Origin of the sequence: Flavobacterium aquiphilum (assembly GCF_027111335.1) — a bacterium.
Classification (GTDB): Bacteria; Bacteroidota; Bacteroidia; order Flavobacteriales; family Flavobacteriaceae; genus Flavobacterium; species Flavobacterium aquiphilum.
This window is the reverse complement of the sequence record NZ_CP114288.1, coordinates 4,846,239-4,867,314: the sequence shown is the minus strand read 5'-3', so window position 1 is coordinate 4,867,314 and position 21,076 is coordinate 4,846,239. Positions and strand designations below refer to the sequence as shown.

The following is a 21,076-nucleotide window of genomic DNA, read 5'->3' as shown; positions in this document are numbered from 1 at the left end:
TTTTTATTTTATTAAAAAGTAATATTAGCTTTTTGTTGCAGCAGGTGCAGCATCTGGTAAAACAGTTCCTTTTATGGTAAGGACTTTAGTTGGTTGCCCTTCAGCATTCGAAGTTACAGTTACTTGTTTTGTAAAAGGACCTACTCTGTCAGTAGCATATTTTACTCCAATAACTCCTTTTGCTCCTGGAGCAATTGGTTCTTTTGGTGTAGTTGGAACTGTACATCCACAAGATCCTTGAGTGTTTGTGATAATCAATGGTTTGTTACCATTGTTAGTGAAAACAAATTGACGGTTACCATCAGCATTGTGGGCGATTGTTCCGTAGTCGATAGTTTCGTTTTCAAAAACCATTCCTGCACCTTCTACTTTTGGTAATGCAGCTGCAGTTGTTTTTGCTTTTTTAGCCTTTTTTGAAGTCTCTTGGGCGTTAGAAACTGTTGTTCCTAAGATGGTTAGCATAGCTAATAGAAGTAATTTTTTCATAGTATTTCCTAGTATTTGATTCAGATTTTGTACAAATTAACAAAATTGTATTGTAACTTTTTCTTAAAAGTAATTTAATTTTTTTCCATCTTAGCTTTTTGCGGTATAAAATTATAAATTCGCTGCATTTTATATTCATTTTAATTAGTACAATTTTGGCAACAAAAGAAAAGACAGTCAAAGAGACTCCGTTAATGAAGCAATACAACGAAATCAAAGGGAAATATCCCGATGCCTGTTTGTTGTTTAGAGTTGGTGATTTTTATGAGACTTTTGGGGAAGATGCTATTAGAGCTTCAAAAATTTTAGGGATTACATTGACTAAAAGAGGAGCGGGTTCTGAGACTGAAACGGCATTGGCTGGTTTTCCGCATCACTCAATCAATACTTATTTGCCTAAATTGGTTAAAGCAGGGCTTCGTGTGGCTATTTGTGATCAATTGGAAGACCCCAAAATGACCAAAACTATTGTTAAACGTGGAGTAACCGAACTTGTGACTCCTGGAGTTTCGATGAATGATGAGGTTTTACATTCTAAAACCAACAACTTTTTGGCCGCGGTTTATTTAGCCAATAAAACTATCGGTGTTTCCTTTTTGGATGTTTCTACAGGCGAATTTCTTGTTGCCCAAGGTAATTCGGAGTATGTGGATAAATTGCTTCAAAATTTCAACCCGAGTGAGGTTTTGGTTCCAAAAAATAATAAAAGTGAATTCCGAGAGATTTTCGGAGAGGATTTTCATAATTTTTATTTAGAAGATTGGATTTTCAAAGAAGATTATGCGCTTGAAACATTGACTAAACATTTTCAAACCGTTTCTTTAAAAGGGTTTGGTGTCGAGGAATTAAAGGAAGGGATTATTGCGTCGGGAGCCATTCTTTATTATTTGTCCGAAACGCAGCATAACAAAGTGCAGCATATTACGGCAATCCACCGAATTGCCGAAGATGCTTATGTTTGGATGGATCGATTTACGATTCGCAATCTCGAATTGTATCACAGTTATAATCCGAATGCCGTTACGCTACTTGATGTAATTGATAAAACGCTTTCGCCAATGGGTGGACGTTTATTGAAACGTTGGCTTGCTTTGCCTTTGAAGGATAGTAATAAAATTAAAAGCCGTCATCAGGTGGTTTCTTATTTGAAAGAAAATCAAGATATTTTAAAAAATATTCAAAATCAAATCAAGCAGATTTCAGATTTAGAGCGTTTGATTTCCAAAATTGCGACCGGGAAAGTTTCGCCTCGCGAAGTAGTGTACCTGAAAGAGTCGTTGGATGCTATTATTCCGATCAAATCATTGGCTTTGGAAAGTCCTCAGGAAGCAGTTAAAGTAATTGGAGACAATTTGCATAGTTGTGATTTGTTACGCGAAAAAATACAGACTACCTTAAATCAGGATGCACCTGTGGCAATTGCCAAAGGAAATGCGATTGCTAAAGGGATTAATGCCGAATTGGATGAGTTGCGTGAAATATCGACTTCCGGGAAACAGTTTTTGGAAGGTATCGAAAAGAGAGAGTCGGAACGTACAGGAATTTCTTCATTAAAAATATCATTCAATAATGTGTTTGGTTATTATATCGAAGTTCGAAATACGCATAAAGATAAAGTTCCTGCCGAGTGGATCAGAAAACAAACGCTGGTAAGTGCGGAACGCTATATTACCGAAGAGCTGAAGGAATACGAAACCAAAATTCTGGGAGCGGAGGAAAGAATCCAAAAGATAGAAAACGATTTGTTTGAACAATTGGTGAGTTGGGTGGCTACCTATATCAAACCGGTTCAGATGAATGCTAATTTGGTAGCGCAATTGGATTGTTTGTGTTGTTTTACGCAACTGGCAATCGAAAATAAATATGTTTGTCCGGAAATAGACGAAACTTTCGAATTGGATATTAAAGAGGGAAGACATCCTGTAATTGAGAAGCAATTACCTGTCGGGGTTCCGTATATCACGAATGACGTTTATTTGGATAGGGAAACCCAACAATTGATTATGATTACCGGGCCCAATATGTCGGGTAAGTCGGCAATATTGCGTCAAACGGCTTTGATTGTGTTGCTGGCGCAAATGGGAAGTTTTGTGCCTGCTGAAAGTGTGAGAATGGGGATTGTCGATAAAATATTCACAAGAGTAGGGGCATCGGATAATATTTCGATGGGAGAATCTACTTTTATGGTGGAGATGAACGAAACAGCTTCTATTTTGAATAATATTTCCGAACGTAGTTTAGTGTTGTTGGACGAAATCGGAAGAGGTACGAGCACGTATGACGGAATCTCGATCGCTTGGGCAATTGCCGAGTTTTTGCATGAACATCCATCTAAGGCCAAAACATTGTTTGCGACTCATTATCACGAATTAAACGAGATGACCGAGACAATGTCCCGAATTCAGAATTACAATGTTTCCGTAAAAGAATTGAAAGATACGGTGCTTTTTATCCGAAAACTGGTAAAAGGAGGAAGTGCGCATAGTTTTGGTATTCATGTGGCAAAAATGGCCGGAATGCCTCAGTTAGTGATTTCAAGAGCGCAAAAGATGTTGAAGAAATTGGAGAAAAACCATTCGAGCGACGTACTGAACGGCATAAAATTGGAAAAAGAGGAAATGCAGATGAGTTTCTTTAATCTGGATGATCCTTTGTTGGAAGAAATCAAGGAAGAGATTGTAAATTTGGATATAAATGCTATTACACCGGTGGAAGCATTAATGAAACTGAATGAAATTAAACGGATGTTGACGAGGAAATAGGTTTCTATATTTTTAGTCGAAGTCACAGTTTTCAGTTTGTATTGTGATTAAAGCTGAAAACTATGACTTGAATCTAATTTTTCTTTTTTCTTTAAATTAAAGGTTGTCAGAATGTTAAATTTTATCTTCGTTTTTTTTAGAAAAAAGGTTTGTGTAATTGAATAAAAGTTCTAAATTTGCATCCGCAATGTGAAACAAACATTGTGGTTCTTTTAAGAATGAAATGCGAAAATAGCTCAGTTGGTAGAGCGCGACCTTGCCAAGGTCGAGGTCGCGGGTTCGAGCCCCGTTTTTCGCTCAAAATCGTCTTATGCTCGGATGGTGAAATTGGTAGACACGCTGGACTTAAAATCCAGTGAACAGCAATGTTCGTGCGGGTTCAAGTCCCGCTCTGAGTACAAAAAGCTTCAAACAATGTTTGGAGCTTTTTTTATTGGTACAAATAACGCTGACTGATTATTTTGGATGTCAGTAGTTTAATGTCTTTGAAATCGATAATCTAAATTCTAAAATCAAAATAATGGGGGCTTTTGTGATTAGTAAAAGATTTGATGATACATACAAATTTGTGTTTACTTCTAAGAAAGGTAAAGTGATTTTCACAAGTTTGAAGTATGAGCTCAAATTTGAATGCGAGGAGGCGATAGAGTATTTTAAAGCCAATGTTGCTTTAGCGTCTTTCGATAAGCATAAATCAGCTGGGGGGAAGTATTTTTTCAGATTATTTTTGGATGGGGCGCCTTTTGCTTTAAGTAGAAAATATACGACCGAATTGAGGGTTCAGAAGGGGATTGATGAAATTGTGAAATCTGCATCTGTTTCCGAAATTCTGGACTTTTCGGATAATAATGATTTGGTCTTTTTAGACTGATTTTTTTGAAATTGAAAAGAAAAAAAATACCGTTCCAAGTTGGAGCGGTATTTTTTTTGGAACACTGTGTTGTAGAAATAAAATATAATTTTTTTTAACTTTATTTCATAAAAAAAGCTGCATTTAAGCAGCTTATTTTTTTCTAGTGTAATTTGAAATTACTTAGCTGGAGCAGCAGCTGGAGCAGCAGCAGTAGTGTCAGCAGCTGGAGCAGCAGTAGTGTCAGCAGCTGGAGCAGCAGTAGTGTCAGCAGCAACAGCAGTAGTGTCAGCAGCTACAGCCTCTTCAGCAGGAGCATCAGCTTTTTTACAAGATACAACAGTTAATACAGCAACAACAGCTAAACTTAAAAATACTTTTTTCATCTTAATTTAATATAAAGGTTAATTATTAATTCGTGGCAAAGATATAAAATTTTTAATACGTAAAATATTTTTTCATTTATTTTTTAAAAATTATTTCCAATCAGGAGGTTAGCTTTTTCTTTTAAGTAATAAAAAATAAGTAAATAACTATAAAAAATAAAAAATCTCTATATTTTTATGGGATTGGACTGCCTTTTTAAGGGTCTAAAATGGCTCTAATTTTTTTATTTTGAGCTTTTATTGTGAGTAATTTTTTCCAAAATACGGTTAGTTGCTCCTTTATTTTCTTGTACAAAATTGTAGCATATTTCTCCTTTTTCTTTTTTCAAATTTGGATTTTGGATCAGTGTTGAAAATGTGGTTTCGAGTTCTTTAAAATCAGATATTGAGATGCAACCTTCGATTTTTACCAAACTGACGGCTTCATCAAAATGAGAATAATTCGGACCAATTACTATAGGGATTCCAAAAGTAGCAGGCTCCAGTATATTATGAATTCCAGGGTTTCCAAAACCACCTCCTACGTAGGCTATGTCAGCATAACTATAAATTTTGGTCAAAATGCCAATGGTGTCCACAATAAACACGTCAAACTGAGATAAATCCTTGTTTTCCTTTTCTGAGAAAAGTGCTGTTTTTTTAGTGATACTATTTTGCAGCTGTTTGATTTGTTCCGGTTTTATGTTGTGCGGTGCGATAATGAATTTGACTTCATCTTTGCAGGAATTGATGTATTCTGCTAGTATTGCTTCATCTTTTGGCCATGAACTTCCTATTACTATTGTGGTTTTGTTGTTTTTAAATTGGGCTATAAAATCCAAAGTGTTGTCTTTTTCCAGAATAGTAACAACTCTGTCAAATCGGGTGTCGCCGGAAACAATAACATTTGTTTTGCCTAATTCGGTGATCAGTTTTTTTGAATTTTCATTTTGTACAAAGAAATAGGTAAAGTTGTCTAATGCTTTTCTATAAAAACCGCCATACCATTTGAAGAATAATTGCTTTTTCCTAAAAATGCCCGAAATCAAATAAGTGGGAATCTTTTGTTTTTGCAATTGATTTAAATAGTTAATCCAAAACTCATATTTGATAAAGAAAACAAGTTCCGGATGTACCAGTTCTAAGAAGCGTTTGGCATTTTTTTGAGTGTCCAATGGCAGGTAGACAGTAACGTCGGCAATAGTGTTATTTTTTCTGACTTCATAACCCGAAGGCGAAAAAAAAGTAACTATGATTTTATGGGCTGGATGGCTTTTTTTGATTTCTTCAATCACTGGTAAACCTTGTTCGTATTCGCCTAAAGATGCAGCATGAAACCATATTGTCTGGTCATTGAGTGCTATTTTTTGTTCCAAAATGGCAAAAACATTTTTTCTTCCATCAACAAAAAGTTTCATTTTTGGATTGAAAAGTGCGACGAATTTTAATAAAAGGGAAGTAAATAGAATGGTTAAATTATAAAGAAAATGCATCGATATTTTTTTTTGTAAAAATACATTTTCTTTGTATTATTTGATTGGTTTAAACTCATTAAATAACTAATTTTGTTGCGCTTGTTTTGGTAGCCCTGATTGGTGATAAATTTGGACTTAAAAACTTGTTACTTCTATTAATTGTTCCTGTGAAAAGCATAGGATGCTAAAAGAGAATACATGAAAAAATTACAAATGGTTGACTTAAAAGGTCAATATGATAAAATCGCGGCAACCGTTAATGCTTCGATTCAAGAAGTTTTGGATACCAACACTTACATTAATGGGCCACAGGTTCATAGTTTTCAAAAATCATTAGAAGAATATTTAGATGTGAAGCATGTAATTCCATGTGCTAATGGAACTGATGCTTTGCAGATTGCCATGATGGGATTGGGATTGAAACCAGGAGATGAAGTTATTACTGCCGATTTTACATTTGCTGCTACAGTTGAGGTAATTGCTTTGTTGCAATTGACTCCGGTTTTGGTTGATGTTGATCTAGATAATATGAATATTTCGACTGAAGCGATCAAAAAAGCGATTACTCCAAGAACCAAAGCTATTGTGCCAGTTCATTTATTTGGACGCGCTGCCAATATGGAAGCTATTATGGCTATTGCCAATGAACATAAATTATATGTAATTGAGGATAATGCTCAGGCTATCGGAGCAAATTGTACTTTCTCTGACGGGACTAAAAAGAAAGCCGGAACTATCGGTCATGTGAGTTCAACTTCTTTCTTCCCTTCTAAGAATTTAGGTTGTTACGGTGATGGTGGAGCTATTTTTACCAATGATGATGCATTGGCACACAAAATCAGAGGAATAGTGAACCACGGTATGTATGAGCGTTATCATCATGATGTTGTGGGAGTGAATTCTCGTTTGGACAGTGTTCAGGCAGCGGTGCTAAATGCTAAATTGCCTTTTTTGAATACTTACAATAAAGCCCGTCGTGAAGCGGCTGCTAAATATAATGCAGCTTTATCAAGTCATTCCAATATTATTACTCCTGAGTTTGATTCTAATGGAGACGATCATGTTTTTCATCAATACACATTGCGAATTATTGGAAAAGATCGTGACGGATTGATGCAGCATTTGTTGAATAAAGGAATTCCATGTGCTATTTATTATCCGATTCCGTTGCATTTGCAAAAGGCTTATCTAGATGTTCGTTACAAAGAAGAAGATTTCACAGTAACAAATCAATTGGTAAAAGAGGTGATTTCGTTGCCAATGCATACAGAGCTTGATGATGAGCAAATTAAATTTATAACAGATTCTGTTTTAGAATATTTAAAATAATTTTATTCAAAATACGCTTATTGTTAAAACCCCACAAAAAACAAAAGCAATAACTATTAAAAACTAACAAAAAAACAAATTATGAAAGTACTTGTTACGGGAGGTTTGGGATTTATTGGTTCCCATACAGTGGTTGAATTGCAAAATGAGGGGTTTGACGTTGTGATTGTTGATAATCTTTCTAATTCTTCTGAGGAAGTTTTAAAAGGCATTGTCGCGATTACAGGTAAATTGCCAATTTTTGAAAAATTGGATTTGCGCGATAAAAAAAGCGTTCAGGACTTTTTCCAAAAACATAATGATGTAAAAGGTGTTATTCATTTTGCAGCATCCAAAGCAGTTGGGGAAAGCGTTGAAAATCCGTTGTTGTATTATGAAAACAACATAGCCGCTTTGGTTTATATTTTACAGGAATTAGAGAAAAAGGAAGAGGCTAATTTTATTTTTAGTTCATCTTGTACCGTTTATGGCCAAGCCGAAGTAATGCCGATTACCGAAAATGCACCTGTTCAAACAGCGATGTCTCCTTATGGAAACACTAAGCAAATAGGTGAAGAAATTATAACCGAAGTGACCAGAGTGAGTAACATTAATGCAATTTTGTTGCGTTATTTCAACCCGATTGGGTCGCATCCTTCTGCTGAAATTGGGGAATTGCCTTTGGGAGTACCACAAAATTTAGTGCCTTTTATTACCCAAACCGGTTTTGGATTGCGTAAGGAATTATCGGTTTTTGGAGACGATTATCCTACGCCTGACGGAACAGCAATTAGGGATTATATTCACGTAGTAGATTTGGCGAAAGCTCATGTAATTGCTTTGCAACGTTTGTTGAACAAAAAGAATGTTGAAAAAGTTGAAACTTTCAATCTAGGAACTGGAAAAGGAAGTTCTGTATTGGAAGTGATTAAAAGTTTTGAAAAAGTAAGCGGAAAAAAACTTCCATATAAAATTTGTCCAAGAAGAGAAGGTGATATCACCGAAGCTTATGCTAATACTGATAAAGCCAATAATGTATTAGGTTGGAAAGCAAAATCAACTTTAGACGAAGCTATGGCCAGTGCTTGGAAATGGGAACAGAAGATTCGTTCTTAGGTTATAGTTTTCAGATAAAAAGAATCCCAAATGATCAATTTGATTATTTGGGATTTTTATTTATAGTCAGTAACTGAATACTAAAGATTACGCATTAGCAGTAGCTGCTTCTTTATCAATTTTTGCAATTAAACCAGCCAATACTTTTCCTGGGCCAACTTCTGTAAACAAAGTCGCTCCATCGGCAATCATTTGTTGTACAGATTGTGTCCATTTTACAGGAGCCGTCAATTGAATAATTAAGTTTTTCTTGATTTCGTTAGCGTCCGAAACTGCATTTGCTGTTACGTTTTGATAAACAGGGCAAATAGGAGCAGAGAAAGTTGTCGCCTCAATCGCTGCGGCCAATTCTTCTCTTGCAGGTTCCATCATCGGTGAGTGGAAAGCACCACCAACAGGTAATAATAAGGCACGTTTTGCACCAGCAGCTTTCATTGCTTCGCATGCTTTTTCTACAGCCGTGGTTTCTCCCGAAATTACCAATTGCCCAGGGCAATTGTAATTAGCAGCAACCACAACTCCGTCTATAGAGGCACAAACTTCCTCAACGATATTATCAGCCAATCCCAATACTGCAGCCATAGTTGAAGGAGTAATTTCACAGGCTTTTTGCATTGCCAAAGCTCTTTGCGAAACTAATTTTAACCCATCTTCGAAAGACAAAGCTCCATTGGCAACCAATGCCGAAAATTCTCCCAAAGAGTGACCTGCCACCATTTCCGGTTTGAAATCCTCTAATGTTTTGGCCAAAATAACCGAATGTAAAAAAACCGCTGGTTGAGTAACTTTAGTTTCTTTCAATTGCTCGGCAGTTCCTTCAAACATGATGTCGGTAATGCGGAAACCTAGTATTTCATTGGCCTTTTCGAATAATTCTTTTGCCAATGGGGAATTTTCATATAGGTCTTTGCCCATTCCTGTGAATTGCGCACCTTGACCTGGAAATACGTATGCCTTCATATTTTTTTGTTTAATGTTTATAAGATTTCGGTTTTATAAGTGAAAACCAAAAAGCGACTGCAAAAGTACTATTTTTTTTAGGAGCAGCAATTTTTTGCATTCAAAGAACATTTTCCCTGCTGTCATTCCAATCGATATCTGAAATAAAGGGATTCTATCTTTCTGTAAAGGGTAAATGAGATTGTTTTGTTTTTATAAGAATATAGTCCTTGGTTGGGTTTAATATGATAATTATCATGCGTTTAACTAATTTATTATTCGTAAATTTGGTTGAGTTTGATTATATTTAGCATAATAAGTGATTTTTTAAATCCATTCTTTTTCTAAAAAGATAAGACTATTTAGTCTGGATTGATAACATTATGCAAGCCCCGATTTTATGAAGTTGAATTTATTTTATCAAGATAATAAAATAGAATAAAGACAAAAAAGCCTTTCTACCGCAACCAAAATACTTTTACTTGTTATAAAATAATTAAAAAATAATTTTATGAAAGTTTCTGTTACCCGAAAAAAAATAAAGTTCTTGCCTGATTCCAGTAGAGTTGTTGCTCGATATTTTATGAGCGGAGAAGAGAGAACCAAAGAATTGATAGGTCGAATATTGATCATGAGTGATCAACAGGTTAGCCATACTTTGGAACAGATAAATAGGGAGTTTGCTAGACGCCACCGAAATATTTCGTCTTTATTTTATAAACATTGTGGAAATGTTAAGTCAATAATTGAAGAGATGCAGGTAAATTATGAGCAACTCTCAGACGAAAGAAAGATGCTTATTGGATCGTATCTTACTATGGAATATTCTATAGAATCATCCGCATTTTTTAATCCTTCGATGGTGGAAGATTTTGATCAATCGGGTTTGGAAAAGGGAGAGAAACGTGTCGTTATTTCGTTTCGGGCTACGGGTGAAGGGCATGTGTCGTCTATCGTATTCAGAAGAGGGGTTATTGATAAGGAGAATAATCTAAGGATGATGCGAATTGGTGATAATATTGAAAAGGCCGAGGTTTCGCATAAAATGATGTTTAATAAAAATCGAGTTTTGTCTAAATTGACGGAAATGCATACGCTGGATATTTATTCTTCTATCATGTGCAATTTGCCAGATGTCTTTGAATATTCTGTATTTAAGGATTTGATAAACAAGGAACTATCCTGCGAAAACATCGGTAAAGAAAAAAAAGAAGCTTATGAAGAGGTGATTTGGTTGTTGGATTCGTTTTATGATGTACAATTTAAGCATGATTCCGATATCTCCGAGCGTGTTATATTTCCGGTATCTGATACAGAAAGCCGTGGGATTGAAGATGCCCGTTTTGTTCGTTTTGTTGATGATGATGGTTCCGAAAGTGTGATGGGAACTTATACTGCCTATAATGGGCATTCCATTCTTTCTAAATTAATTACAACAGAAGATTTTTATACCTTCCGCATAATGCCTTTGCATGGTGAAGGATCGCAAAGCAAGGGTATGGCATTGTTCCCTAAAAAGATTAATGGTAAATATGCGATGTTGGGCAGGGTAGACGGAGTCAATAATTTTTTAATGTATTCGACACGAACCAATCAATGGGAATCCCCACAGATTATTCAGAGACCCAAATATCCATGGGAATATACTCAAATAGGGAATTGTGGTTCCCCCTTATGGACTCAGGAAGGTTGGTTGGTCATTACACATGGAGTAGGGGCAATGAGACGTTATTGTATAGGCGTGTCATTGTTTGACTTGGATGATCCCTCCAAAGAAATCGGGAGGTTGTCCGAGCCATTGTTAGCCCCTTTGGAGGATGAACGTGAGGGATACGTGCCGAATGTGGTGTATTCCTGTGGTTCGATAATTCATAATAACAGTCTGATATTGCCTTATGCAGTTTCGGATTATTCTTCTACCTATGCGGTGGTGGATATGGTAGAATTAATGGTTGCCTTGAAAAACAGTAAGAAATAATTTTTTCGAAAAGAGTCTGATCAAAAAATGAATTGTAATTGAAAATATTTTGTCATTTCATTTTCCGATTCGAGGTATCGAATACTAGTGAAATAGTAAAAGGTTAAATAGACAAAATAAAAAATAAAAGTGAAAACCAAAAAAAGCAAAACAATTCTATTGATGAGTTCTTATCCGCCAAGAGAGTGTGGATTAGCAACTTTTTCCAGCGATGTCGTTAATTCCATTAAGTTGGTCTTTGGGGATTCGTTGCCGATAGAGGTTTGTGCTTTGCAAAAAGAAGAAAATCAATTCGAATACGGACTTGATGTGCATTATGCTTTAACAGTTTCTTCCATCGAAGAGTATCGCATTTTGGCCGAAAAAATCAACACTCGGGACGATATAGGTATGATTTGTATCGAGCATGAGTTTGGCCTTTTTGATGGAGATTATGGAAATTACCTATTGTCTTTTTTATTGGCAGTAAACAAGCCTATTGCAACGGTTTTTCATACGGTTTTGCCGGGGCCAAATGATAAGTTAAAGAAAATAGTTCAGGCCATCATTGATTTGTCTAATAAAATTGTGGTACTGACTAAAAGATCCCAAGAGGTTTTGATAAGGGATTACGATTGTGAAGAATCTAAATTAAGGATAATTCCGCATGGCACACATATGGTGCTTTGGGACCAAAAGGAAAAATTAAAAAGAGAATATGATTATTCCGATAAGATTGTGTTGTCAACTTTCGGCTTGATAAGTGAGAATAAAAACATTGAAACTGTTTTGTATGCTTTGCCCGATATTATTACAAAACATCCCGAAGTTATTTATTTGATAATTGGAAAAACTCATCCGGAGATTCTAAAAAAAGAAGGGGAGAAATATCGAAACACGCTAATTGAGATTACCAAAAAACTTCAAATTGAGAATAATGTTGTTTTTGTCAATAAATTTTTGGATTTGAAACAATTGTTGGATTATTTGATTTTATCAGACATCTATTTGTTTGCTTCCAAAGATCCTAATCAGGCGGTAAGTGGCACATTTGCGTATGCAATGAGTTGTGGCTGTGCGGTTATTTCCACGCCGATAGCCCATGCAGTTGAGGCTTTAAATAGTGATGTCGGAATCTTGTTGGAAGGATTCGACAAACCAGACCAATTTAAAAATGCTATTTTGGAATTGGTTGAAAACAAAGAAAAAAGGCTGGAAATGGGGCGTAACGGCTACGCTTTTACCCACGAAACAACTTGGGAAAATATTGCTTTGAAGTATGGTTTTCTCTTTGCTGAAGTCACCGAAAGTAAAGGAAAATTAAGTTTTAATTTTCCGCCAATTAAATTAGATCACATCAAAGAGTTGACAACTGATTATGGAATTCTCCAGTTTTCAAAGTTTAGTCAACCCGATTTGTCTTCAGGTTATACCTTAGATGATAATGCCCGTGCATTAATTAATATATTGATGTATTATGATATGGTTGATGATCCTATTGCTTTGGATCTGGCTAAAATTTATTTGAATTTTATTGCCGAGATACAGCGGGAAGATGGACAATTTGATAATTACAAAGACATTAACCGTCAGTTGACAAAACAAAATGAGTTGGTCAATCTTGAGGATTCTAATGGAAGGGCTTTGTGGAGTTTAGGATATATGCTCTCACTACAGAAAAAACTTCCGTTAGATTTTGTTCAACAAGCCCAAAAAATATGGGATAAGGCCGTGTTGCACATCGATAAGGTTTCTTCACCAAGGGCAATCGCATATTCCCTCAAAGGACTTTGTTATTACTATCAGATTAGTTTTGAGAAAAATATCAAAACTTGTATTGCTCAACTTGCAGACAAATTGTTAAATCATTACCATATTAATTCTGATGATGAGTGGTGTTGGTACGAAGATTATATGACGTATGCCAATAATGTACTTCCCGAAGCTATGCTTTATAGTTATCTGGCGACCCGTGATTTGAAATACAAAAAAATAGCATTGATTACTTTTGATTTTCTTTTATCACATTATTTTATGAAAGGGGAAATTAGTGTGATTTCAAATAGAGGATGGTTTGTCAAAGGCGAGAAAAAAAACACTTATGGGGAACAGCCTATTGAAGTTGCCACAACAATTATTACCTTGCATTTGTTTTATCAGGTAACAGGAAATGCCAAATATAGAAATCAGATGAATTTGGCTTTTTCATGGTTTTTAGGAAACAATCATTTGAACCAAATTATTTATAATCCGGTGAATGGAGCTTCTTATGATGGACTTGAAGACAAAAATGTCAATATCAATCAAGGTGCCGAATCGACACTTTGTTTCTTTAAAGCACAGCTTATCATGAATGAATATAAGGGGGATAATGAGTATAGTCATTTGAATACTGCAATGACATTTGAAATTTGAAAAAGAGTTTTTAAATAATGACCGAAAAAGAAAAAATGCTTTTGGGCGAAATTTATTTTGCCAATGATAAACAGCTCGTTGAAGAGCGAACCAAAGCCAAAAAATTACTGCATAAACTGAATGTCACCGAATATTTGATGAACGGAAGATCTCGTGCCATTCTTCGGGAATTAATGCCCAATTCCCACAAACGATTGTATATCGAACCGCCATTTCATTGTGATTATGGGTATAACATCCATTCGGGGGAGAATGTGTATTTCAATGTCAATTGTGTGGTTTTGGACACCATGAAAGTGACTATCGGGAACAATGTTTTCTTTGCACCGGGCGTGCATATTTATACGGCAACGCATCCGCTAAATGCGATCGAAAGAAGGACTGTCGAAAGTTCAAAACCCGTATCTATTGGTGACGATTGTTGGATTGGAGGGAATTCTGTAATCTGTCCGGGAGTTACTATTGGCAACGGTTGCGTAATCGGAGCAGGGTCGGTGGTAACCAAAGATATTCCCGAGAATTCTTTAGCAGTTGGTAATCCTGCTAAAGTGATTCGGAAATTAAATGAGGAATAAGAGAGTTTAAAATTGTTTAATCGTTTGGATTGTTTAAGTTCTTTTGTGCTAAGGACTAATTACTAGTAACTAATTACTTCTTGTTCATATAAAAACTCAACGCGCCTGATGGGCATTTATTGACCGTTTCGATAATTTTTTCGGTAGTTGAATTTTCGGGTGTAATCCAAGGTTGTTCTTTAGGTTTGAAAACGTCAGGATTGTTGCGCACGCAATTTCCGGAATGAATACATTTTCCGGATTGCCACACGATGGTTACTTCACCATTGGTGTATTCTTTTTTGATGTTTTTTGGATCCATTGCTAAAGTGTTGTGTTAATGTTTACTTTTCCTTTAAGTAATTTTGAAATGGGACATTTGTCAGCAATAATAAGTAATCGTTCCCTAATCTCGGCACTGACTTCTTCAGGGAAAGTGATGCTTCTTCTGATTGTAGTTGTTAATTCACCGTTCAAAGTTTCCTGATATAAATTTAGTGAAATATTTATTTCGGGAATGATCCATTCTTTTCTGTCGATGTACATTCTCAGGGTAGAAAGTGTACAACCGGCCAAAGAAGCCATTAAGGTCGAAAACGGATCCATTCCTAAATCTTTTCCGCCTTTGTCTACAGGCTCATCCATTTGGTATTGCCCGTTTCGCCAAGTAATGGTACACAAGTATTTCTGACTGCCTATGTGACCAAGTATGTCATTTTCAAAAAAATCTTCCATTATAATACGTCTCTAAATTCAGGAGTTTTGTCAAATACTTTTTTTGCAAATGGACAAAGCGGAATGATTTTGATGTTTTTTTCTCTAGTATATTCTACCGCTTTGGCCACCATTTTTTTTCCATAACCTTTTCCGTTATTACCTTCGTTTACTTCGGTATGGTCTATTATGATTTTATCCGGACCGGCGAATACAAAAGTCATTTTTGCTTCGGTTTTGCCGTTAATGTCTATGTGGAAAAAACCTTTTCTGTCGTTTATTTCTAATTGTACTTCTTCGTTCATTTTTTCTAAAGTTGCTAAGTTGCTAAGTTTTTTTCTAAAGTTTCTATTCCGATAGTTATCGGGACTAAGTTACTAAGATTCTAAGTCTTTTCTTAATGACTTAGAATCTTAGCGACTCAGGATCTTTAGTAGCTCATTGGAATTTCCATTAACAGAAATTTTGCGTCTGTTGTAGCTTTGAATTCCAAATTTCTAAAATCAGTTATTCCAAAACCATCACGGGTTTCCAATTCTTGACCATCAACAGTAATTTTTCCTGAAATTACAAAAATATAAATTCCGTTTCCTTCTTTTTTTAGTTCATAATTTTTAGAAAAACCTGCCTCAAAATCGGCTAAATGAAACCAAGCATCTTGGTGAATCCAAACTCCGGCATCATCAGGATTTGGAGACAATATTTGGGCAAAATTATTTTTTTGTTCAGTGGTGTCTAAAGTAATTTGTTGGTAACGAGGTTCAACGTTTCTAGTTTTTGGGAATAACCAAATTTGGAAAAGTTTTGTTTGTTGATCTGCGTTCGGATTAAATTCACTGTGTTGGATTCCGGTTCCGGCACTCATTACTTGAACGTCTCCTGTTTTTATGGTAGCGGCATTACCCATGCTGTCTTTGTGTGCCAAATCACCTTCCAAAGGAATTGTGATAATTTCCATATTGTCGTGAGGGTGAGTTCCAAAACCCATTCCGGCTGCAATAGTATCGTCATTCAAAACGCGTAAAGCACCAAATTGAACTCTATCGGGATTGTACCAACTAGCAAAGCTGAAACTGTGATAAGCGTTTAACCATCCGTGATTTGCGTGTCCTCTTGTTTCTGCTTTGTGTAAAACTGTATTTTTCATGATTGTATATGTTTAGTGATTTTTGTTATACAAATGTACAATCGATTTGGGCCGAGGACACTTAATCTAGGTTAAGAAATCATTTTTGGAGCATTTTGCTTTTCATTTTATTGAAAAACTCTAGAGTCACGTCCATATTGGATATATTTGTTTAAAAAAGTGTTATGGAAATATTAATAGGTTTAATAGGGGTTGTTATTGCTTGGCTAACTTATCACAAAACTTTTAATTCAATTCCTGATGTTACTGAGGAAAGAAATAATTTATTGGGCGTTTTTAAAGTTACACAAAAGCTTCATTTAGAAGTTCAATCATTAATCCAAAAATATATAGATGAAAATAATGGAGCTAATCATGAGTTATACCCAAATATTACTTTTCAGCAATATTTGGATATTGCTAAAGAGGAATTTGAAAAAGGGTTGTCTGATAAGGTATATGATGATTTAAGAAATAATAAAAACTACACTAAAAGTAATATTACCACTTTTCAAAATATGATTGATATACAACATAATGCTTTATTTCAATTTCGAACTCAATTATTATTTTTAAATAAAACTTAGTGTAGAGTGAGTTTACTATTTTCTCAACATTTTACTTTTCATCTTACTGAAAAACTCCGGCGTAACGCCTAAGTAGGATGCGATTTGTTTTTGAGCCACTTTTTGAATGAGCGTTGGGTATTTTTTACAGAATTTCTCGAAACGTTCTTCGGCGGTGAGGCTAAGGTTGTCCATTAAGCGCTCTTGGTTGGCTACTAATGAATTTTCGGTAAGTATCCTGAAGAATCGCTCCAACTTCGGAATTTCACGATACAGTATTTCTTGGTTTTCTTTGGATAACAAAACCACTTCGGCATCTTCCAAGACTTCTATGAACAGGTTGCCCGGCTTTTGCGAAAGCAAACTGTACATGTCTCCAATCCACCAACCCTCGCAGGCGAAAGTCAATACGTGTTCTACAATATTGTCATTAATGTTAAAACTGCGCAAAATCCCTGAATTTACAAAATAAGAATGTTTACAAATTTCGCCGCTATTCAGTAAAATGGTTTTTGCTTTGTATTGATGTGTTACAATTTTGGACAGGAAAAGTTCCTGCTCCTGCTGCGTAAGCGTTACATGCTGCGCAATATTTTCGAGTATCAATGCCATTTATTTCTTTGCAGGAAGCAGTTTGAAAGTAACAGCTTTGAAACGGTCATTTACTATCGTTCCGGTAACTTCGGCTTTTCGGATGGTTTCGCAAAAACCGTCTTTGGCATGTGCGTCTCCGTGCTCATCGATTTTTGTTCCGTCCACAAAATAGGACTTTCCGTCAATACGAACGGCAAGGTCGCAGCTTTTTTCTTTCATTCCAAATTGACACTCGCCACAGGAAACTTCTACTATTTGTGGTTTTAATAGTTCTTTTTTGTCTTGGGCATTAGCCAAAAACACGGTAAATAATATTGCGATCGAAAATAGATTTTTCATTAGAACGAATTTAGAGAGTCCTAAGTTACGTATTTTAGACTTAACTCTAAACGGAATAGTTTTTAAACATATAAATCCACAGTAATCTTGAAAGACGAATGTTGAAAGAGGACATAGCTATTATGACAAAAGCAATAATGGCAATGATCCTTAAATCGAATAGTGTTGGGAAAAAAGGTTGAGAAATCAAGTAGGTAGCGATTCCCTGTGCAACGGTTAAGCCATAGTTTACATACATCGCGCCAAAGAAATAACCGGGTTCTTTTTCGAATTTATAATGACAATGCGAACAATACTGATTCATTTTTGGGAAACCGATAGTCATAAAGGTGTTTTTTTCGTTAAATACTTTTCCTTTGTGACAATGAGGGCATTCGTTATTTAGGATGTGGACAAGTGCGTGTGACATTTTATTTATTTTTTTTCAAAGGTATTTTTAATTAGTATCACAGCTATTTTCTATATTCGCTAATTATAGCACAAAAAAGACATTTAGGTCTTATGAGTAAATATCCAATATATTCCATTCAACGATTCAATTGCAATGATGTCAATAGTGATTTCTATATTAATACTTTCAAAAATCACTTGGTCAACCATAGTTTTGTCGAAGAACCACATAGACACAATTCGTATGTGCTAGTTATTTTTACAAAAGGATCCGGGACTCATGACATCGATTTTGATAGTTTTAAGATTCTTCCCGGAAGTATGTTTTTTATGCAGCCCGGACAAATGCATCACTGGGTTTTGTCTGATGATATTGATGGGTTTGTCGTTTTTTATTCCCAAGAAATGTATAATCTTTATTTTAGGCAAAAGACAATTGATATTTTTCCTTTTTATTCTTCGTTGGGAAATTCACCCGAAATGTTTTTTGGAGCCAAAGAATTAAAGGGAATTGAGCCTTATTTTCATAATATGCTTGAAGAATATCAAGGTGATAAAATCATGAAGCAGGATAAAATCATGAATATTTTGGATAGCATTCACATTGAAATTGCCAGAAAATATCAAGAGCAACATGTTTTGGAAACGCATTCATATAATGCGAAAATTAAAGATTTTAATGTGCTTTTGGAAAAATATTTTTGGACCGAAAAGGGACCCTCATTCTATGCGTCGCAACTCCATATCACGCTCAAGCATTTGAACAGGATATGCAACGAAATTCTAAAGAAGACCACTACTCAGGTCATAACCGACAGAATCATTTTGGAAGCGAAAAGAATGCTGATGGATAAAAAAAGAACCGTCAACGAAATTGCAACTGACTTAGGTTTCGATGACTATTCTTATTTTGTCCGATTGTTCAAGAAGACTGCAGGAGTGACACCGACAGTTTTTCGAGGGGGTAAAAATATTTGAGAAAAACTTATTATATGGAGCTGTAGATTTTAACTAACTCTGAAAGGATAATATTGTTGACTATTTTTCGGTTTAGCTAGAAGTGATAAATCCTTTTGTTTTTCTTAAAAAAAAACAAAAGGATTTATTAAATAGGGCTTGTGTGACTATAAATATTTTTAAAAATTAACGGTAGCTCCCCCATCTACAGGTAGAATAACACCGGTTATATAACGAGCTGCTTCAGAGCTTAGGAAAACCGCCGCGTTGCCAATATCTTCAGGTTTTCCGAAATGATCCATGGCGATACGATTCGTAATTTGCTGTTTTCGTTTTTCATCTTGATTTATTGCGTTCAAAAACATATTCGATTCAATCCATCCCGGAGCAATGGCATTAACACGGACATTGGATTTTGAATATTCAGTAACCAAGGTGTTGACTAGGCCAGTCAGGGCTGTTTTTGAAACACTGTAAGCAACCACCTTGTCAATTCCGAAAAGCCCTGCCATGGAACTAATCATAATTATGGAACCGCTTTTTCGTTCCAGCATATAGTTGGCACATTCACGGGTTAGCGAAAATACGCTCAACAGATTGGTCTGTATGATGCGCTCAAAGTCAAAATCGGAAGTGTCTTGTGCCAAAGCTTTGTGGTGGATTCCGGCGTTGTTTACCAAAATGTCTATTGGACCAATATTGGTCTCAATGTCTTTTACTAATTGCGGAATTGCCGTTTTGTCGGTTATGTCATTCACTCGATAAAAAGCTTGGTCACCCAATTCTTTTACTGCTTCCTGCAAAACGGTTTCTCGTCTTCCGGTTATGACTACTTGTGCTCCGGCGTCAATAAGAGCTTTTGAAATTCCCAATCCAATTCCGGTTCCGCCTCCAGTAACCAAAGCGATTTTGCCTGCTAATGAAAATGCTTCTAGTGCCATGATTTATAATTTAATTTCGGTCATTCGATCATCTATAAAACTAAATCCCCATCCCGGTAAATCGTGCGGTTTTGCAAAACCATCTTGGATAATCATAGGGTTGTCGATTAAAGGGTCAACCCAATCGAAAGATTCCACTCCCACACCGTTTGAAATAGTACATAATAAAGGGACATCATAATCTTTATAATAATGGGGCAATACTGGTAAATTGAAGCTTTTGGCCAATGCGGCACTTTCTCTCCAAGCTTCCACACCGCCAATTCTTAAGATATCTGGCTGCCAAATATCTAAGGCATTTCGAGTTGCCAATTCTCTTAAAGGCAAAGTGTCAAATTCTCTTTCTCCCATGGCTAATGAAATTCCCGTTTGGTTTTTGAGAATTTCGTAACCTTGAAAATTTTGGTGATGAATGGGTTCCTCAAACCAATGAATGTTTAAATCTCGGGCTTCACGGGCCAATTTCATCGCTGATGGCAAGTCCATTCCCTGATTCGCATCCATCATAATATCAACTTTGTCCCCAACGGCTTCACGAACAAGGCGCAAACGCTCTACATCAGTACTTACTTTTGGTGAACCTACTTTGATTTTTACAGCTTTGAAGCCTCGATTAGCATAATTGGTCACTTCTTCAATAAGTTCGTCGATAGAATAGGAAATCCAGCCACCACTTCCGTAAATGGATACTTTTTCTTTGTGTGTGCCTAATATTTTGTGGATGGGTTGCCCTAAAGTTTTACCCCAAGCATCCCACATGGCAATATTGATGGCTGCTTGTGCCCATCGTAAGACTCCTTGGTTTCCAAAATACTCGGCTAAATCATCCAGTTTTTGATAAACTGCTCCTGTTTCATTGGCTTTGTATCCTTTTATCACCGGAATGATATCTTTCAACGCCCCAATAATTGCATTTGGTGAGTATTGAAAAGATAATAAATAGGATTCTCCAATAACACCATTTTCTAATTGAATACGCATAACGATAAATGCAATTTCGGTTAGCGTATGTGTCGCATCTGCAATGGGTTTTTTGAGCGTTGTGGATGCCTTGAATAATTTTATGTCTCTGATAGCAATATCTGATGTCATTTTAATACGGTTTTTATTTTTACAATATTACAAATCTAAAACACACACTATTTACACAATAAAAGTAATTTATGACACTATTTTGACTCAAAATAGTGTTTTTTTATTATTTTAGAATTTTAAAACCGAT

General features: G+C 35.7%; 22 protein-coding genes and 2 tRNA genes. 11 read left to right on the top strand and 13 right to left on the bottom strand.

The annotated features are described in order from the left end of the window. Nucleotides 1-24 precede the first annotated feature (24 nt). Nucleotides 25-486: a DUF1573 domain-containing protein gene (locus OZP12_RS19790; protein ID WP_281226810.1), complete on the bottom strand. Its 462-nt coding sequence runs from the start codon at nucleotides 484-486 to the stop codon at nucleotides 25-27. A gap of 155 nt (nucleotides 487-641) precedes the next feature. Here OZP12_RS19790 and mutS point away from each other — a divergent pair, with 155 nt between their 5' ends. From mutS to OZP12_RS19770, 4 genes are all read left to right on the top strand, one after another. Beyond that, the gene (mutS, locus tag OZP12_RS19785; RefSeq protein ID WP_281226809.1) at nucleotides 642-3,248 is read left to right on the top strand and encodes a DNA mismatch repair protein MutS; all 2,607 of its coding nucleotides are present in this window, start codon (nucleotides 642-644) and stop codon (nucleotides 3,246-3,248) included. Nucleotides 3,249-3,473: 225 nt separating this feature from the next. Next, nucleotides 3,474-3,546 (top strand) — tRNA-Gly (locus OZP12_RS19780). Nucleotides 3,547-3,560: 14 nt separating this feature from the next. After that, nucleotides 3,561-3,646: transfer RNA gene (locus OZP12_RS19775), tRNA-Leu, on the top strand. Nucleotides 3,647-3,768: 122 nt separating this feature from the next. Next, entirely contained in the window at nucleotides 3,769-4,119 is a 351-nt protein-coding gene (locus OZP12_RS19770; protein ID WP_281226808.1) for a YegP family protein, read from the top strand. Nucleotides 4,120-4,277: 158 nt separating this feature from the next. On the opposite strand, the gene OZP12_RS19765 is transcribed toward OZP12_RS19770, so the two are convergent. Both OZP12_RS19765 and OZP12_RS19760 read right to left on the bottom strand, forming a co-directional pair. Next, nucleotides 4,278-4,484 carry a hypothetical protein gene (locus OZP12_RS19765; protein WP_281226807.1) on the bottom strand — a complete coding sequence of 69 codons (207 nt, stop codon included), beginning with the start codon at nucleotides 4,482-4,484 and terminating at the stop codon, nucleotides 4,278-4,280. A gap of 224 nt (nucleotides 4,485-4,708) precedes the next feature. After that, on the bottom strand, nucleotides 4,709-5,956 hold the full coding sequence (locus OZP12_RS19760) for a 3-deoxy-D-manno-octulosonic acid transferase (RefSeq protein WP_281226806.1): 1,248 nt from the start codon (nucleotides 5,954-5,956) through the stop codon (nucleotides 4,709-4,711). A gap of 180 nt (nucleotides 5,957-6,136) precedes the next feature. On the opposite strand from OZP12_RS19760, the gene OZP12_RS19755 reads away from it, so the two are divergent. Then, nucleotides 6,137-7,267: a DegT/DnrJ/EryC1/StrS family aminotransferase gene (locus OZP12_RS19755; protein WP_281226805.1), complete on the top strand. Its 1,131-nt coding sequence runs from the start codon at nucleotides 6,137-6,139 to the stop codon at nucleotides 7,265-7,267. A gap of 81 nt (nucleotides 7,268-7,348) precedes the next feature. After that, on the top strand, nucleotides 7,349-8,362 hold the full coding sequence (gene galE, locus OZP12_RS19750; protein ID WP_281226804.1) for a UDP-glucose 4-epimerase GalE: 1,014 nt from the start codon (nucleotides 7,349-7,351) through the stop codon (nucleotides 8,360-8,362). 87 nt (nucleotides 8,363-8,449) lie between these two features. Here galE and fabD read toward each other — a convergent pair whose 3' ends face one another. After that, nucleotides 8,450-9,322, bottom strand: a complete 873-nt coding sequence (gene fabD, locus OZP12_RS19745; protein ID WP_281226803.1) for an ACP S-malonyltransferase — start codon at nucleotides 9,320-9,322, stop codon at nucleotides 8,450-8,452. 490 nt (nucleotides 9,323-9,812) lie between these two features. On the opposite strand from fabD, the gene OZP12_RS19740 reads away from it, so the two are divergent. The 3 genes from OZP12_RS19740 (at nucleotide 9,813) to OZP12_RS19730 (ending at nucleotide 14,248) form a co-directional block, all read left to right on the top strand. Then, nucleotides 9,813-11,279 (top strand): glycoside hydrolase family 130 protein, encoded by a 1,467-nt coding sequence (locus tag OZP12_RS19740; RefSeq protein ID WP_281226802.1) that lies wholly within the window; start codon nucleotides 9,813-9,815, stop codon nucleotides 11,277-11,279. Nucleotides 11,280-11,408: 129 nt separating this feature from the next. Next, nucleotides 11,409-13,673: a glycosyltransferase gene (locus OZP12_RS19735; RefSeq protein ID WP_281226801.1), complete on the top strand. Its 2,265-nt coding sequence runs from the start codon at nucleotides 11,409-11,411 to the stop codon at nucleotides 13,671-13,673. A 14-nt stretch (nucleotides 13,674-13,687) separates the two neighbouring features. Next, a complete protein-coding gene (locus OZP12_RS19730) occupies nucleotides 13,688-14,248 on the top strand; it encodes a sugar O-acetyltransferase (RefSeq protein ID WP_281229096.1) in 561 nt (186 codons plus the stop codon). Between the two features lie 73 nt (nucleotides 14,249-14,321). Here OZP12_RS19730 and OZP12_RS19725 read toward each other — a convergent pair whose 3' ends face one another. The 4 genes from OZP12_RS19725 to OZP12_RS19710 all read right to left on the bottom strand — a co-directional run bounded on the left by OZP12_RS19725 (nucleotide 14,322) and on the right by OZP12_RS19710 (nucleotide 16,088). Beyond that, nucleotides 14,322-14,549 (bottom strand): (4Fe-4S)-binding protein, encoded by a 228-nt coding sequence (locus tag OZP12_RS19725; protein ID WP_281226800.1) that lies wholly within the window; start codon nucleotides 14,547-14,549, stop codon nucleotides 14,322-14,324. A gap of 2 nt (nucleotides 14,550-14,551) precedes the next feature. Continuing rightward, on the bottom strand, nucleotides 14,552-14,962 hold the full coding sequence (locus tag OZP12_RS19720) for an OsmC family protein (protein WP_281226799.1): 411 nt from the start codon (nucleotides 14,960-14,962) through the stop codon (nucleotides 14,552-14,554). Then, nucleotides 14,962-15,246 carry a GNAT family N-acetyltransferase gene (locus OZP12_RS19715; protein WP_281226798.1) on the bottom strand — a complete coding sequence of 95 codons (285 nt, stop codon included), beginning with the start codon at nucleotides 15,244-15,246 and terminating at the stop codon, nucleotides 14,962-14,964. Before OZP12_RS19715 ends, OZP12_RS19720 begins: the two co-directional genes overlap by 1 nt. A gap of 125 nt (nucleotides 15,247-15,371) precedes the next feature. Beyond that, a complete protein-coding gene (locus tag OZP12_RS19710) occupies nucleotides 15,372-16,088 on the bottom strand; it encodes a pirin family protein (protein ID WP_281226797.1) in 717 nt (238 codons plus the stop codon). Nucleotides 16,089-16,252: 164 nt separating this feature from the next. On the opposite strand from OZP12_RS19710, the gene OZP12_RS19705 reads away from it, so the two are divergent. After that, on the top strand, nucleotides 16,253-16,654 hold the full coding sequence (locus tag OZP12_RS19705) for a hypothetical protein (protein WP_281226796.1): 402 nt from the start codon (nucleotides 16,253-16,255) through the stop codon (nucleotides 16,652-16,654). 15 nt (nucleotides 16,655-16,669) lie between these two features. Here the strand turns inward: OZP12_RS19705 and OZP12_RS19700 are convergent, their stop codons facing one another. The 3 genes from OZP12_RS19700 to OZP12_RS19690 are packed head-to-tail and all read right to left on the bottom strand — an operon-like array spanning nucleotide 16,670 to nucleotide 17,975. Further along, nucleotides 16,670-17,245 carry a Crp/Fnr family transcriptional regulator gene (locus OZP12_RS19700; RefSeq protein WP_281226795.1) on the bottom strand — a complete coding sequence of 192 codons (576 nt, stop codon included), beginning with the start codon at nucleotides 17,243-17,245 and terminating at the stop codon, nucleotides 16,670-16,672. Continuing rightward, entirely contained in the window at nucleotides 17,246-17,566 is a 321-nt protein-coding gene (locus tag OZP12_RS19695; protein WP_281226793.1) for a DUF6370 family protein, read from the bottom strand. A 46-nt stretch (nucleotides 17,567-17,612) separates the two neighbouring features. Then, nucleotides 17,613-17,975, bottom strand: coding sequence for a DUF983 domain-containing protein (locus OZP12_RS19690; RefSeq protein ID WP_281226792.1), 363 nt, complete (start codon nucleotides 17,973-17,975; stop codon nucleotides 17,613-17,615). A gap of 92 nt (nucleotides 17,976-18,067) precedes the next feature. Here OZP12_RS19690 and OZP12_RS19685 point away from each other — a divergent pair, with 92 nt between their 5' ends. Further along, on the top strand, nucleotides 18,068-18,934 hold the full coding sequence (locus OZP12_RS19685; protein ID WP_281226791.1) for an AraC family transcriptional regulator: 867 nt from the start codon (nucleotides 18,068-18,070) through the stop codon (nucleotides 18,932-18,934). A 158-nt stretch (nucleotides 18,935-19,092) separates the two neighbouring features. Here OZP12_RS19685 and OZP12_RS19680 read toward each other — a convergent pair whose 3' ends face one another. Both OZP12_RS19680 and OZP12_RS19675 read right to left on the bottom strand, forming a co-directional pair. Continuing rightward, nucleotides 19,093-19,854: an SDR family NAD(P)-dependent oxidoreductase gene (locus OZP12_RS19680; protein ID WP_281226790.1), complete on the bottom strand. Its 762-nt coding sequence runs from the start codon at nucleotides 19,852-19,854 to the stop codon at nucleotides 19,093-19,095. 3 nt (nucleotides 19,855-19,857) lie between these two features. Continuing rightward, nucleotides 19,858-20,946 carry a mandelate racemase/muconate lactonizing enzyme family protein gene (locus tag OZP12_RS19675; RefSeq protein ID WP_281226789.1) on the bottom strand — a complete coding sequence of 363 codons (1,089 nt, stop codon included), beginning with the start codon at nucleotides 20,944-20,946 and terminating at the stop codon, nucleotides 19,858-19,860. Between the last annotated feature and the right edge of the window lie 130 nt (nucleotides 20,947-21,076).

Excerpts from the sequence above, each read along its gene's own strand:
- OZP12_RS19740 (WP_281226802.1), top strand. The coding sequence starts at position 9,813 with ATGAAAGTTTCTGTTACCCGAAAAAAAATAAAGTTCTTGCCTGATTCC.
- OZP12_RS19675 (WP_281226789.1), bottom strand. The coding sequence starts at position 20,946 with ATGACATCAGATATTGCTATCAGAGACATAAAATTATTCAAGGCATCC.
- OZP12_RS19705 (WP_281226796.1), top strand. The coding sequence starts at position 16,253 with ATGGAAATATTAATAGGTTTAATAGGGGTTGTTATTGCTTGGCTAACT.
- OZP12_RS19715 (WP_281226798.1), bottom strand. The coding sequence starts at position 15,246 with ATGAACGAAGAAGTACAATTAGAAATAAACGACAGAAAAGGTTTTTTC.
- OZP12_RS19690 (WP_281226792.1), bottom strand. The coding sequence starts at position 17,975 with ATGTCACACGCACTTGTCCACATCCTAAATAACGAATGCCCTCATTGT.
- OZP12_RS19685 (WP_281226791.1), top strand. The coding sequence starts at position 18,068 with ATGAGTAAATATCCAATATATTCCATTCAACGATTCAATTGCAATGAT.
- OZP12_RS19770 (WP_281226808.1), top strand. The coding sequence starts at position 3,769 with ATGGGGGCTTTTGTGATTAGTAAAAGATTTGATGATACATACAAATTT.
- OZP12_RS19680 (WP_281226790.1), bottom strand. The coding sequence starts at position 19,854 with ATGGCACTAGAAGCATTTTCATTAGCAGGCAAAATCGCTTTGGTTACT.
- OZP12_RS19790 (WP_281226810.1), bottom strand. The coding sequence starts at position 486 with ATGAAAAAATTACTTCTATTAGCTATGCTAACCATCTTAGGAACAACA.
- OZP12_RS19720 (WP_281226799.1), bottom strand. The coding sequence starts at position 14,962 with ATGGAAGATTTTTTTGAAAATGACATACTTGGTCACATAGGCAGTCAG.
- OZP12_RS19710 (WP_281226797.1), bottom strand. The coding sequence starts at position 16,088 with ATGAAAAATACAGTTTTACACAAAGCAGAAACAAGAGGACACGCAAAT.
- OZP12_RS19695 (WP_281226793.1), bottom strand. The coding sequence starts at position 17,566 with ATGAAAAATCTATTTTCGATCGCAATATTATTTACCGTGTTTTTGGCT.
- OZP12_RS19765 (WP_281226807.1), bottom strand. The coding sequence starts at position 4,484 with ATGAAAAAAGTATTTTTAAGTTTAGCTGTTGTTGCTGTATTAACTGTT.
- OZP12_RS19700 (WP_281226795.1), bottom strand. The coding sequence starts at position 17,245 with ATGGCATTGATACTCGAAAATATTGCGCAGCATGTAACGCTTACGCAG.
- OZP12_RS19725 (WP_281226800.1), bottom strand. The coding sequence starts at position 14,549 with ATGGATCCAAAAAACATCAAAAAAGAATACACCAATGGTGAAGTAACC.
- galE (WP_281226804.1), top strand. The coding sequence starts at position 7,349 with ATGAAAGTACTTGTTACGGGAGGTTTGGGATTTATTGGTTCCCATACA.
- fabD (WP_281226803.1), bottom strand. The coding sequence starts at position 9,322 with ATGAAGGCATACGTATTTCCAGGTCAAGGTGCGCAATTCACAGGAATG.
- OZP12_RS19760 (WP_281226806.1), bottom strand. The coding sequence starts at position 5,956 with ATGCATTTTCTTTATAATTTAACCATTCTATTTACTTCCCTTTTATTA.
- OZP12_RS19755 (WP_281226805.1), top strand. The coding sequence starts at position 6,137 with ATGAAAAAATTACAAATGGTTGACTTAAAAGGTCAATATGATAAAATC.